The sequence below is a fragment of the Faecalibacterium sp. Marseille-Q4164 genome, assembly GCF_017377545.1.
Taxonomy (GTDB): domain Bacteria; phylum Bacillota; class Clostridia; order Oscillospirales; family Ruminococcaceae; genus Faecalibacterium; species Faecalibacterium duncaniae.
In genome coordinates this window covers 12,121-25,621 of the sequence record NZ_JAFREJ010000008.1, presented here as the reverse complement: position 1 = coordinate 25,621, position 13,501 = coordinate 12,121, and the positions used below count along the sequence as shown (strand labels likewise).

The 13,501-nt window shown below is 60.3% G+C and carries 12 protein-coding genes; 9 read left to right on the top strand and 3 right to left on the bottom strand.

The features are described 5' to 3' along the window. Window positions 1-101: 101 nt before the first annotated feature. Both J3352_RS08800 and J3352_RS08795 read right to left on the bottom strand, forming a co-directional pair. Window positions 102-1,460, bottom strand: coding sequence for an MATE family efflux transporter (locus J3352_RS08800; RefSeq protein ID WP_156066874.1), 1,359 nt, complete (start codon window positions 1,458-1,460; stop codon window positions 102-104). Between the two features lie 91 nt (window positions 1,461-1,551). Next, window positions 1,552-2,349, bottom strand: coding sequence for a hypothetical protein (locus tag J3352_RS08795; protein WP_156066877.1), 798 nt, complete (start codon window positions 2,347-2,349; stop codon window positions 1,552-1,554). 194 nt (window positions 2,350-2,543) lie between these two features. Here J3352_RS08795 and J3352_RS08790 point away from each other — a divergent pair, with 194 nt between their 5' ends. Then, the gene (locus tag J3352_RS08790) at window positions 2,544-4,199 is read left to right on the top strand and encodes a putative manganese-dependent inorganic diphosphatase (protein ID WP_156066880.1); all 1,656 of its coding nucleotides are present in this window, start codon (window positions 2,544-2,546) and stop codon (window positions 4,197-4,199) included. A 72-nt stretch (window positions 4,200-4,271) separates the two neighbouring features. Here the strand turns inward: J3352_RS08790 and J3352_RS08785 are convergent, their stop codons facing one another. Further along, window positions 4,272-4,940 carry a hypothetical protein gene (locus J3352_RS08785; RefSeq protein WP_156066883.1) on the bottom strand — a complete coding sequence of 223 codons (669 nt, stop codon included), beginning with the start codon at window positions 4,938-4,940 and terminating at the stop codon, window positions 4,272-4,274. 313 nt (window positions 4,941-5,253) lie between these two features. Here J3352_RS08785 and J3352_RS08780 point away from each other — a divergent pair, with 313 nt between their 5' ends. From J3352_RS08780 to J3352_RS08745, 8 genes are all read left to right on the top strand, one after another. After that, a complete protein-coding gene (locus J3352_RS08780) occupies window positions 5,254-5,754 on the top strand; it encodes a hypothetical protein (protein WP_156066886.1) in 501 nt (166 codons plus the stop codon). Between the two features lie 111 nt (window positions 5,755-5,865). Continuing rightward, window positions 5,866-6,150: a BrnT family toxin gene (locus tag J3352_RS08775; protein WP_097769925.1), complete on the top strand. Its 285-nt coding sequence runs from the start codon at window positions 5,866-5,868 to the stop codon at window positions 6,148-6,150. Window positions 6,151-6,160: 10 nt separating this feature from the next. Beyond that, entirely contained in the window at window positions 6,161-6,370 is a 210-nt protein-coding gene (locus J3352_RS08770) for a BrnA antitoxin family protein (RefSeq protein WP_097769926.1), read from the top strand. A 131-nt stretch (window positions 6,371-6,501) separates the two neighbouring features. Further along, complete coding sequence (locus J3352_RS08765) at window positions 6,502-7,935, top strand: Wadjet anti-phage system protein JetA family protein (RefSeq protein WP_156066889.1); 1,434 nt, start codon at window positions 6,502-6,504, stop codon at window positions 7,933-7,935. Then, a complete protein-coding gene (locus J3352_RS08760) occupies window positions 7,919-8,524 on the top strand; it encodes a DUF4194 domain-containing protein (RefSeq protein WP_005929221.1) in 606 nt (201 codons plus the stop codon). The genes J3352_RS08765 and J3352_RS08760 overlap by 17 nt, the downstream gene beginning before the upstream one ends. Beyond that, window positions 8,521-11,859: an ATP-binding protein gene (locus J3352_RS08755; protein ID WP_156066892.1), complete on the top strand. Its 3,339-nt coding sequence runs from the start codon at window positions 8,521-8,523 to the stop codon at window positions 11,857-11,859. The genes J3352_RS08760 and J3352_RS08755 overlap by 4 nt, the downstream gene beginning before the upstream one ends. Further along, on the top strand, window positions 11,852-12,091 hold the full coding sequence (locus tag J3352_RS08750) for a hypothetical protein (RefSeq protein WP_156066895.1): 240 nt from the start codon (window positions 11,852-11,854) through the stop codon (window positions 12,089-12,091). Before J3352_RS08755 ends, J3352_RS08750 begins: the two co-directional genes overlap by 8 nt. 25 nt (window positions 12,092-12,116) lie before the next feature. Next, window positions 12,117-13,469: an MATE family efflux transporter gene (locus tag J3352_RS08745; protein ID WP_156066898.1), complete on the top strand. Its 1,353-nt coding sequence runs from the start codon at window positions 12,117-12,119 to the stop codon at window positions 13,467-13,469. Window positions 13,470-13,501: the final 32 nt, after the last annotated feature.

Here is a 13,501-nt window from a genome sequence, read left to right as displayed (position 1 = left end):
AGCTTCTGCCTATTGATACGAGACAGGATGCAGGTTTCCTGCACAAAAAAGGCCCTCCCCGCCAAAACTGCAATGGCGGAGAGGGCCGGATATACGGAAACTCAGATCACCTTTTGTTCCATCCACCTGCCGCGGACAAAGCGGACGCAGAAGAACAGCGAGCGCATGGCCCAATCCAGGAACATGCCCATCCAGATGAACAGCAGGCCGCAGTGGAACTTAAGCACCATCAGGTAGCAGAAGGCCACCCGGAACACCCACATGGAGATGACGCTGACCGTCATGGTAAAGGCGGCATCTCCGGCGGCGCGCAGGATGTTGGGCAGGGTGAAGCTGGAGGGCCACAGGATCAGCGATACAGCGTTGAACCAGACCATCAGCTCCAGTGCCATGCCGTAGGCCTCCGGCGAGAGGTTGAACCAGGAGAGCGCCAGCTTGTTCAGGAAGAACAGGCCGGAAAGATTCATCAGCCAGTCCCCGGCGTAGGCGGTCAGGAGCAGCAGGCGGGAATAGCGCTTGGCCTGCACCTTTTCCCCGGCACCCAGACACTGGCCCACAACGGTCAGCGCGCCGATGCCAACGGCGGAGGCGGGCACGTTCAGGAAGCTGGAGATGTTGCCTGCCACGGCGTTTGCGGCAATGGCGGCGGTGCCCAGCGTGCTGGTCAGGCTGGAGACCGACAGCTTGCCGATCTGGAACATGCCGTTCTCGATGCCGGCGGGAATGCCGACTTTCAGGATGCGCTTGATGAGGTCGAGGTCAGGCTTCAGGTCGGTGAGGCGGTCGATGCGCAGCGCACAGTCTGGCTTCTGCAGCAGGAACATCACGGTGAAGCAGGCGATCATCCGGCTCACGAGGCTGGCGGTGGCCGCACCCATCACGCCCATGCCGAACCCGTAGATCAGGATGGCGTTGCCGCCAATGTTCACCACGTTCATCACCAGGCTGGAAAGCATACTGATCTTGCTGTTGCCCTGGGCGCGGAACAGGGCCGCACCGGCGTTGTACACGCCGATAAAGGGATAGCTCAGGGCCGAGAGCAGAAAATAGGTCTCAGCGTAGCGCATCACATCCGCGTCAATGGAGCCGAAGATGCCCCGCAGGATGGCGTGCCGCCCCACCGCCACGATGACGGCGGTGACCACGCTGAGCGAGATCATAATGAACATGATCTGTGCGGCGCTGGCCTTGGCCCGTTTGGGCTCCCGGTGGCCGATGTACTGGCTGGCGACCACCGCGCCGCCGGTGGCCAGTGCGCTGAGCAGCTGGATCATCAGCACATTGAAGGAGTCCACCAGGCTCACGCCCGAAACGGCGGCTTCGCCCACCGAGGAGACCATCAGGGTGTCCGCCAGACCGATGGAGATGCTGAGGGCCTGCTCTGCCACCAGCGGCAGGAAAAGTGAGATGAGCTGTTGACGGTTGAACAGCGGTCTTGATGTGGTCGATGCGTCTGTCATGGTGTCCTCCCTTGGCGCGTGGATTCAAACACACCCATGATAGCGCGGAATGACGTGAAAATCAAGATGTTGTATCCAACAAATCAAAAAATCAGGCAAACTCTTTGCTGGGGGTCAGGCTGGTGCCATAATATACGATGTAGTCGTAGGGAATCTGGGGGTTGTATGCGGCCAGATCGCCGTACTTGGCCAGAATGTCGTTCCGCAGGTTCTCCGGGGTGTAGGGCTGCCCGGCGGAAAGGGTGTCGGCGCAGACCGCGTTCCACATGCTCTCGGTAAAGGCGGCGCAGTTGAAGTAGGCCGACCAGTGGTCAGATTTGGCAAGGTTGCGGTTGACCACGTCCAGCTGGCCCTGATCCAGCGAGGTTTGGACAGCATAGATGTTCTGGTAGTAGGAATCGGCCAGATAGCGCTTGTAGTAGCCCTCCAGATTGTACCAGATGCCGGTGTGCTCCCAGCGGTTGCCGCGGGGGCTGAAGGTCATCTCGGTGTCGGGCGCGATCCGCAGGCCGCCCACCTCGATGTCGTGGTCCGAAACGTTCCGCACCGAGAGGAAGGAGTGGCCGCTGGAATTGATGGAGGCATCGCCCCGGTCCTCGGCCCGGGCGTAGATGCGCAGCAGGGCCACGGCACCCTCGGCGGGTTCTGCACCGTAGGCCTGCACGGCAGATTTATGATCGGCCTGTTCAAAATCGTAGGGGCCGCCGGTGCTGGTGGTAAAGCCGACGATGTTGCGGATCTGATCCTCAAGGGGGCTTACATCGGTGATGACACGTTCGTCCTGGGGGGCGGGCGTGGCGGCGGGAGCCTCGGCCAGCGCGGCGGTGCTGCCGAACACGCACAGGGCCAGCGTCAGGCAGAGGGAAAGGGCGCGGAACAGCTTTTTCATGGGGTGACCTCCAAAGAGAAAAAATTCAGGTCAAGGATAGACGATTTTTGGGGTGCTGTCAAGAAAAAGATATCTGCCGCCTTTACCCTCGGTGCCGGATGTGTTAAAATGTAGCTGGCAGCTGTGCCCGGTGGTTTTGGGGCATGGGGCCGATCGGAAGGTAAATGAATCTGACCCAGAGAGGGGAACAACCTATGCCAAAAGAAGCACACAAGGTCGTGGTCATCGGGCACCGCAACCCCGATACCGATTCCATCTGCTCCGCCATTGCCTATGCGGAGCTCAAAAACCGCACCAGCACGCTGGTCTGTGAGCCGCGCCGTGCCGGTAAAATGAATCAGGAGACCGAGTTCGTCCTGAAAAAATTCGGTGTCACGCCGCCCCGGATGTGCACCGACGTGAACCCCAAGATCCGGGACGTGGATTACCGCGAGATGCCGGGCATCCCGGGCTCCACCAGCCTGCGCCGCGCATGGAAGATCATGCGCGACCAGCAGATCGACACCCTGTCCATTACCAGCGCGGACAACGAGCTGGAGGGCATCATCACCGTGAAGGATCTTGCCACCGCCAACATGGACGTGTTCGATACCGCGGTGCTGGCCAAGAGCCGTACCTCTTATAAGAATATCCTTGAAACGCTGAACGGCACCATGGTGGTGGGCAATGCCGACGCGGTCTGCACCACCGGCCACATCAAGATCGGCACCGCCACCCCCGAGATGCTGGAAAGCAGCGTGGAAAAGGGGGATATCGTCATTCTGAGCAACCGGTACGAAAGCCAGCTCTGCGCCATTGAAAAGGAAGCCTCCCTGCTCATCATCTGCAATGGGGCCAAGGTGGGCCGCACCATCCAGCGCATTGCTGATGAGACCGGCGTTGCCATTATGACCACCCCCGTGGATACCTACGCGGCGGGCAAGCTCATCAGCCAGTGCGCCCCCATCTCCTATTATATGACCCGGGACGATATCCTCAAATTCACCCTCGTCACCCCCGTGGCCGATGTGCTGCGGGTGATGGCAAAGGTGCGCCACCGCTATTTCCCCATCCTCGATGAGGAAGGTAAATACTGCGGCATGGTCAGCCGCCGCAACGTCATTGCCCTGCGCAAGCGGCGCATCATTCTGGTGGACCACAACGAGGCCACCCAGGCCGTGGAGGGCTTTGATCAGGCCGAGATCCTGGAGATCATCGACCATCACCGCATCGGCAGTCTGGAGACCAGCGGCCCGGTCTACTTCCGCAACCAGCCCGTGGGCTGCACCGCCACCATCATCACCCAGATGTACGATGAAAACGGTGTGGACATCCCGCCCCAGATTGCGGGCCTGCTGCTGGCGGCTATCCTTTCGGATACGCTGGCCTTCCGCAGCCCCACCTGCACCCCCGTGGATGAAAACACCGCCAAACGTCTGGCCAAGATCGCAGGCGTGGACATTGAAGAGTTTTCCACCGAAATGTTCGAGGCCGGTGAAAAACTGGACGGCAAGACCCCCGAAGAGGTCTTTTTGCAGGATTTCAAGGTGTTCATGTGCGGCGATATCCGCTTTGGCGTGGCGCAGGGCAGCTACATGACCCGCAAAAACCTGCAGGCCGCCCAGGCGCTGCTCCAGCCCTATCTGGAAGAGGCCCGCAACAAGCAGAACGTGGAGGACCTCTACATGCTGCTGACCGATGTGCCCAAGGAGGAGAGCGTGGTCATCTGCACCGGCCGCTACGCCGCCGAGGTGTTGAGCAACGGCTTTGAGAGCCGACCCGCTGCCGACGGCAGCTGGACGCTGCCCGGCGTGGTCAGCCGCAAAAAGCAGTTCATCCCCGCCATGATGAGCGCCTATCAGGAGCTGTAACCCCCCGATACAAAACACGAAGCCCCCGGAACCCTGCATGTTCCGGGGGCTGTTGTGTTTTGTAAGGGAGCGTCAGGCTGCGACTTTTAAGGGAGAGTTATCAGTCCAGATGGTGCCATCCAAAAGCTTTGTTACGGCCAGTGTGCCGTTCACGCTGACCCGCGCGGGGTCCAGCGCATAGAAATCGCTCTCCCGCAGGTTTTCGGGGTCTGCCGTGGGGGAGATGCCCACCACGCACACCCAGTGTCCGTAGGTGCTGCTGGTGGCGATGTGGGGGTAGTTGACCTCTTTCCAGCCGGAGCCAGAGAGGTGGTATTCATAGCTCGTCACGCGGTTGGTGTGCTTGGACACGCCGCTGACAGCGGTGTTTTTCAGATGTACAATGACGGGCCGCCCGGCCTGCAGCTCTTCATACAGGCGGGAAAGGCAGCCGGAAAGGGAGCCGCTGTAAGCGTAGTACCCGGCGGCAGACCATACCGCGCCGTTCGACCACATCCCGCTGCCTGAGCAGGGCTTGCCATCCAGAATGGTGCGGGCGTAGCGCAGGGCGTACCAGCTGCACCGGCCCGAGGTCTGGTTGCCGATGGAGACGATCTGCTGGCTGTCGAAGGACAGCAGCGTGATGCCGTTCACATTCTGCAATTGTGCCGCCGCAGCCTTTGGCGCGGCCAGAAAGGTCAGGCACAGCAGAACTGCTGCCATGAAAACGCGCACCGGAGCGCGCAGGGAACCATGCTGCATGGGGCAAACTCCTTTTCCTTGTTCAGGAACGGCACCCGGCGGTTCCCATTGCTTTAAGTTTAGCACCAAATCGTGGTAGAATTGTGTAAACGCCGGAAATATTTTCCGGTTTTTGCCCCGGGCATGGCAAAGGATCTTTGCGAAGATTCGTTCTGGAAAAAACAACAAAAGCAGGAGAAAATGTTTGGTGAAGCTGGCAATTGACAAAAGCGACAGTCGTTGGATAAAATAAAGTCAGAAGGGGCCCTGTTTCAAAATGGAAAGGCACCCCGCATATTATGAAAAACACAACAAAACGACTGGAGGTCCCGACATGAAAATGCTGAAAAAACTGGCCGCTTTGATTCTGGCGGCGACCATGGTACTTGTTCTGTTCACCGCCTGCGGCGGTGATACCGCCCAGAGCCCCGAGGCTCAGGCGGAAGCTCAGATGATGAGCACAATCAATGCAAATCGCCCAGAGGGAAAGAAACTGGAAAACAACGCACAGTGCAGAGCGATTGCAAGCCAACATATTGATGAGGTAGCAAATGGAGATTTGAATTTCTCGCTGAATCTGTTTGGCTATTCGTCTAAGGTTTGGTTCAAAATTGATGGCCCCAAAGATGGTAAGTGTGCAGCTACATTTGTGACGACATTTGACTATGATGGCACAAAGCTGAATAAGTTTGTTCAGAAAATTGCAGAAGGCGGCAATCTTGGAAACGCGAATATCGCACAGAGCACGAAATGGACACAGGTTGGCGTTGTTGTCAAAGCTGTGAATGGTCAGACCTACATGGCTATCTCGGTGGCTATTGATACAAATGCCTGAGCAAAACAAATTATATGATTTTCCCCGGAGCGTGGCTGAAAGGCCGCCCTCCGGGGCTTTTTTGCGTCTGTGACACTTGACTTATAATTATAATATAATTATAATATAGATATGGAAAGCATACAGTTTGAATGGGATGAAAATAAAAACCGCATCAATCAGCACAAGCACGGCATTTCATTCCTGGAAGCAAAGACAGTTTTCTATGACGAGGAAGCACTGGTAATTGATGACCCGGAGCATTCAGAACAGGAGGACAGATTTATCATTCTCGGCCTGAGCAGTAGGGCAAATCTGCTTGTCGTGTGTCACTGCTACCGTGCGTCAGATACTGTCATCCGTATTATCTCGGCCAGAAAGGCCACAAAAACTGAATCGAAATATTATGGAAAGTGAGGTCGGTGTTATGCTCAAAGAGTACGATTTCAGCAATGCAAGAAAGAATCCCTATGCCAAGGCGCTGAAAAAACAGATCACCATTAACATTGACAGCAATACCATTGATTACTTCAAGGAGCAGGCCGAAGTGGTGGGCATCCCTTACCAGACCCTGATCAATTTGTACTTGAAAGACTGCGTTGCCAATAACCGTCATTTGTCTCTGTCGTGGCAGTGAGAAGAAAAACGGGCTCGTCCGGTTTTGCTCCGGGCGGGCTTTTTGTTTGCAACTTTTCCATAAAAGATGCAAAAAAGGCTGTGATGTGGTACAATAAAAGATAGATTTTATCGAAAGAAAGGAACCTTTGGATGCAGCTGTTTGAACTGGTCAGCCCGCGGCTGTTCCGCCCGCTGGCGGGGCCCAACCGGGCGTTTTATGCGGAGCTGCTGCTCCTGCTGTGGGAGGAGTGCCGCCACACGGCGGATTACTCCATCTCCCGGGCAGAAGCGGTGAGCCGGGCCGAGGATTACTTTGCGGCGCTGGCAAAGCCGCTGGCGCTGGATGCCGATGACGCGGGCGACGAAGCAGAACAGCCCACCCGGGACCCCCATACCCTTGCGCTGGGCTTTCTGCTCCGCCTGCGCCGCACCGGCTGGCTGGAAGAGCAGCCCGGCAGCTATGAGGAAGAGCCTGCCCTTGCCTTTGTGCCCGAGGTGGCCCCCCTGCTGGAGGCGCTGGAGGAGATCCTGAACCCGCGCGTTGTCACCTACACCGGCAAGCTGTACAAGGCATGGCAGCTGCTGCAGAACATCGGGGAGGAAAAGAGCCCCTATGAGAATGTTCTGCGGGAGGTGGCCTCCGATCTGGAAACACTGAACAAGTCCCTGCGGGCGCTGAACGCGTCCATCGGGCATTATATCGACCGGCTCACCCGCAACCGCACCCCGCAGGAGGTGCTGGAGCTTTTCGACCAGTACGAGGAAAAGGTGGTGGCCGCCGCTTACCACCGCTTCAAGACCAGCGATAACCTGTTCAACTACCGTGCTTATCTGGAAGAGGAGCTGGACGACTGCGAGGCAAACCATCTGCCCCGGCTGGCGCTGGATTACGCCCGGGTGGAGCGCTGTGCCCCCGGCGAGGCCGCCCCTGCCGTGCGTGCCCTCATCCAGAAGCTGCGGGATTCATTGGAAGAGATGAGCACCCTGATGCGCCAGATCGACCAGAGCCATATCCGCTACCGCAAGCGGGCCGTGCAGCGGGCACAGTTCCTGCTGCTGAGCGACCGCTCCTCACAGGGCAGTGTCACCGCCCTGCTCCGCCGCTATGCCGAGGAGATCAAAACGCCCGACCAGCTGTTCGCGCCGGATGACGGCCCGGTGGCAAAGCACCTGCACCTCTACCCGGCGGCGGTGTTCGGGGCAAAGCCCCTCTACCCGCCTGCCGCGCCCCGCAGCGAAACGCCGCTGGCCCCGGTGCGGCAGGCCGGGCTGGACGAGGAGCAGCTGCGCAAAGAACAGCAGCTGCTGCTGGACTACGCCCGGATGGCCGTGACTGAGGAAAACGTGGGCCTGCTGGCAAAACAGGCCCTTGCCGCCCGCAGTGCGGTGGCTGCCTCTACGCTGGCGGAGGAATACCCCCGCGATTTTGCCCGCATCATCGGCCTGCACACCTACTCGCAGTCGCCGCGCCGGGCTTACGATATCACCCTTACCGGAAACTGGGTCGAACGGGGCGGCTTCCGGTTTGAAGAGTTTATTCTGACACCCCGCAGGGAGGACGCTGACCATGGCCGAACCGAATAAAATGCTGGAAGAGACCGCAAACTATCTGCTCAACCACTGCTTTGTGCTGGGCGGCGTGGAGGATCAGCGGGCAAAATACCTCTATGTGCAGGATCATCTGCCCGAGGTGCGGGCCGTGTTCGCGCCGCTGGGCTATGCGGTAACGCTTTACCCGGCTCCGCTGCAGGCGGCGGCGCTGGTCAACGAGCATGAGGGCAGCCAGGCACGGCTGCTGAAGTACGAGAGCATCCTGCTGCTGGTGCTCCGCCTGCTCTACCTGCAAAAGCGGGAGAGCCTTGCCGCCAGCGCCGATCAGGTGCTGGTCACGGTGGAAGAGGTGCAGACAGAGCTGCAGAAGATGAACCTGCCCCGGCGGCTGGACCAGCGCACGCTGGAGGAGCTGATGCGCACCCTGCGCAGGTACAATCTGGCCCGCCCGGTGGGGCGGCTGACCGGTCTGGACAGCCGCATCGAGGTGTTCCCCACTGTGCTGCTGGCTCTGCCGGACGCAGACCTTGCCGATGCCGCCGCCGAGAGCAGCCGCACCCGGGAGGAACTGGCCCTCTACGAGCGGCCTGACGGAGATGCCAGCGGGGAGGAAGAAGAATGATCGAATTAAAGCGCCTGAAGCTCATCAACTGGCACAACTTTGAAAATGTCACCTTCGATTGTGCCCGTCTGACCTATATGATCGGTGTCAACGCGGTGGGCAAGACCACCATTCTGGATGCCATCCGCTACTGCCTGACCACCAACCGCAATTTCAATGCCCTGGGCAATAAAAAGAGCGGCCGCACCCTGCAGGGCTCTGTCCACGCCAAGCAGCGCGGCGAGAACGCCTACCGCCGCCCGGGCCGCACGGTGGCATATATCGGTGCAGAGTTCTGGGATACCGTCAAGCGGACAAACTTTGTTATCGCTGTCCGGGTGGAATCCGAGGGCCCCATGCAGGAGCTTCACCCCGGCGACCAGACCTGGTACATCTCCGAGGACGGCATCACGCTGGAAAAGCTGCCCTTCCTTGATCCGCGCACCGGTGCCCCCAGCGCCAAGGAGGACTTCAAGCCCGCCGTGGGCCGTCTGTCCTACACCCGCAGCCCCAGCGAGGCCCGGGACCGCATCTGCCGCGCGCTGGGCATTGGCCGCGCCTCCAGCCCGCTGGGCAAAAAGTTCAACGAAGTGTTCCAGATGGGCACCAGCATGGACGAGATCCCCAACTTCCGGGAGTTCCTGTACCAGTACATCCTGCCCCAGCCGGAGCTGGATCTGGAAGCGCTGCAGGGTGACCGGGTGGAGCTGGAAAACCTTCACGCCGTTCTGGCCGAGGCCCAGACCCGTGCCTCCGCGCTGGAACAGATCGTGGCGTATGGCCGGGAAGCCGCTGCCAAAGAGACGGATGCCCTTGTCAACCGGGGCGCGGCCCTGCTGGCCCGCGCCGAAGCGGATGCCGGTGAGGATGCCTCCTGGCAGAGCCATCTGGATGCAGGCCGCCGCCAGCTGGCCGACCTGAACGCAAAATACGAGGCCGCCAAGAACGCCGAAGCCGAAGCCCGCCGGGCCTATCTGGCGGCCCACGGAGCGGCCGGTGACAGCGGCGCGGGCCGGGCGCTGGATGCCCTGACCGAGGAGCTGGCCCGGAAAAAGAGCGCACTGGATGCAGCAGCCCGGACAAGGAATAGTCTGGAAGCAACTGCGGATACCATCACCGGCCTGCTGACTCAGCTGAACCGCAGCGGCTTTGCGGTGGAGAAGGAGCTCTGGCCCCAGCGCCTGACAGCGGAACATCTCCCCGCCCTGACTGAGGCGCTGGCCTGCATCGAAAAGCCGCTGGAGGAGCAGTATTTCGCTGCCCGGCAGGCTTCGGCGGATCTGGCAAAAGAGCAGGAGGCTCTGCGGGCCGAGCTGAACGCCGTGTCCGGCGGCAAGTGGGTCTACCCCCACGGTGATGCCGCCACAAAAGTGCGGGATGCCGTGAATGCCGAGCTGAAAAGCCGCGGCATGACAGCGGATGCAAAGATCTTCTGTGAACTGCTGACCGTGGCCGATGAGAGCTGGCAGGACTGTGTGGAGGCCTGCCTGGGTGACCGCCGGTTCGATATCCTTGTGCCGCCTGCCCATTATGCCGCCGCCAAGAGCGCCTTTGTGGCGCTGGGCGACCGAGTGGGGCCCATCAGCCTGCTGGATACCCCGGGCATCCGCAAGGCGGACCGCCTTGCGGAGACAGCCCCCGCCGACAGCCTTGCCGCCCAGGTCACCAGCGAGAACCCGCTGGCCGCACAGTATGCGGACACCATCCTGCGCCGCATCGTCTGCTGCGACACCCCCGACACGCTGGAGCATTTCCCCGACAGCGCCACCCGGGACCTGCTGCGCCATCATCCCTTCCGGCTGGAACGCCTGCGCAGGCCCCAGCGCTATATCGGCCTGGATGCCCGCAGGGAACGTGCCGAAGCGCTGGAAGCACAGCTTGCCGCTCAGGCCGACCGCTGCCGCGAAGCCGCCCAGACCGAAAAGACCCTGAAATCTGCCTATGACCAGTACCAGAACGTCCTGCGGGGCCATGCGCTGGAACAGCTGGCCGAACTCTGGGCCAGCCGGGCCGCGCTGGATGCCGCCCGTGCCGACTACGCCGCGCAGGAGCAGAAGCTGGCAGACTGCCGCGAGAACCCCATGCTGCAGCAGCTCTACCGCGAAGAAGAAGCCCGGGAAGCCGCATGGGAGACTGCCCGCAAGGCCGTGGAGCAGGTGGGCGGCGATATCCGCGTCTGCGAAAAGCAGATCGCATCCTGTGAGGCGGAGCAGGGGAAGGCGGTGGAGACCGCCGCACAGAGCAGGGAAGCGGCAGAGGCATTCTTTGCACAGCACCCGCTGCTGGAGCCTCTGGCACAGGAACGCAAAAAGGGCCTGATGACGGGCGGGCGCACGGCCCGTGCCGCCGCGCAGACTGCCGAAAAGGCACAGACCAGGCTGGACGATGCCCTGCGAGCTTATCTCACTTCCACGCTGGAACCCGCCCAGAGGGATTACAACGAGCACTACGTCTGCGATTATCCGCTGGGTCTGGCCGGAGTGGAGCAGTACCGCGCCCAGCACGACAGCCTTGTCCGCATTGATCTGGAACGCTACGCCGCCCGGCTGGAGCAGGCACAGCGGGACTGCAAGGACCGCTTCCGCAAGGATATCCTCTTCCGGATGAAGGATGATATCTTCAACGCCCGCCGCCAGTTCCGGGAGCTGAACAAGGTGATGGAGCAGCTGACCTACGGCGAGGAAGTCTACCGCTTTGAGCTGGAGCCCAGCCGTGACCCCCAGCTGGCCGCCTTCTATCAGGTTATTGTGGACAAGGGCAACCAGCAGATGACCGACGGCGACTCGCTGGACAACCTTGCCGCCACTGCTGACCCCGTCTACGAGCGGCAGGTGGACGCGCTGATGGAAAAGATCATGGCCGATGTGGACGAGAACACCCGGGCCCGGCAGGAGGGCCGCACCACCTCCGGTGCCACCCTCTCGGATTATGTGGACTACCGCACCTATCTGGACTATGATATCAAGGTGACCAACACCGTCTCGGGCCAGCAGGCCTATCTTTCCCGCGTCAGCCGCGATTCCTCCGGCGGCGAGAATCAGGCTCCCTTCTATGTGGCCATCTGCGCCAGCCTGCTGCAGATCTACCAGAAGAGCGAGAACAGCATCCGCCTTGTCCTGCTGGACGAGGCCTTCAGCAAGATGACCAGTGACCGCATCCGCCCCATGATGGAGCTGTTCCGCCGCCTGCAGCTGCAGGTGCTGCTCATCTCCACTGTGGAAAAGAGCACGGCCATCCAGCCCTACTGCGACATTACCTATTCCATCGTGCGCCACGGCGATGCCAACGCCATTGCGCCGTTCTACCGGGCCGGCATCCTTGCCGATGCCCCGGAAAAGGAGACTGAATATGAATAACACCCTTGCAAACATCTGGCTCTTTGCCACCCACTGGACCAAGCTGGATGCTTTTGATACCGAGGAAGAGCTCAACGATGAACTGGAGCTGCTCCAGCGCCAGAGCCTGCCCACCAAAGTCCGTCAGGTCACGGACAAGGAAGGCAGGGAACAGTTCCTCCTTTACGTCAAACAGGCCGACCGCGATTACGCCCGCTACTGCACCGGCTGGCGGCCCGGCGGGATGGTGTGATCCACCCCGGCAAAAAGGAGAATCCATGTCAAAACAGAAAATCCAACTTTCGGATCACTTTGATTATTCACGGCTGATCCGTTTTGTGCTGCCCTGCATCGGCACCATGCTGTTCACCTCCATTTACGGCATTGTGGACGGCCTGTGTGTCTCAAACTTTGTGGGCAAAACGGCCTTTGCGGCAGTCAACCTCATCATGCCCGTGCCCATGCTGGTGGGCACAGTGGGCTTTATGCTGGGCACCGGCGGCAGCGCCATTGTGGGCATCACGCTGGGTGAGGGCGATAAAGCCCGTGCCGACCGCTATTTCAGCCTGTTTATGTCAACGGCGCTGATCGCCGGCATCGTGCTGTCCGTGCTGGGGCTGCTGCTGCTCCGGCCGGTGGCCCTGATGCTGGGTGCAGAAGGCGAGATGCTGGACTACGCCCTGCGCTATGGCCGGGTGCTGATGCTCAGCCTGCCCACCTTTATCCTGCAGAATATGTTCCAGAGCTTTTTTGTCACCGCCGAAAAGCCGCATCTGGGCTTTTACTTCACGGTGGGCGCGGGCTGCACCAACATGGTGCTGGACGTGCTGCTGGTGGGCATCCTGCACTGGAGCGTGGAGGGTGCCGCCATTGCCACCATGCTCAGCCAGGTGGTGGGCGGCCTGCTGCCGGTGTTCTACTTCCTCAACCGGAAAAACACCAGCCTGCTCCACCTCTGCCGCACGCAGTTTGAGGGCGGTGTGCTGCTGAAAGCCTGTGTGAACGGTTCCTCTGAGCTGATGACCAACCTTTCCATGTCGCTGGTGAACATCCTGTACAACTATCAGCTGCTCCGTTTTGCGGGCGAGGATGGCGTGGCCGCCTATGGTGTGATCATGTACGCATCCTTCCTGTTCGTGGCGATGTTTGTGGGCTACGCCGTGGGCAGTGCGCCCATCGTCAGCTACCACTATGGTGCCAATAACCGCAAAGAGGTCAACAACCTCTACCGCAAGAGCCTGAAGCTCATCGGTGTGGTTGCGGTGGGAATGACCATCGGCTCCATGTTCATCATCCCCCATGTGGCCCGCTTCTTTGTGGGCTATGATGAAAACCTGCTCATTCTGACCACCCGGGCCTTCCGGCTCTATGGCCTGAGCTTCCTCATCATGGGGTTCAACGTCTATGCGTCCTCCTTCTTCACGGCCCTGGGCGACGGTGTGACCAGTGCGCTCATCTCGTTCCTGCGCACCCTGCTGTTCCAGGTGGCGGCGGTTCTGCTGCTGCCGCTCCTGCTGGGCATTGATGGCATCTGGCTGGCCGTGACAGCCGCCGAGCTGGCCGCTTTGCTGGTCAGCATCGGCATGTTCATCACCAGAGACCAGCAGTTCCATTACCGCAAGGCGGAATAACCGCAAACAAAGAAAGGACCCTCGGCGGGTCC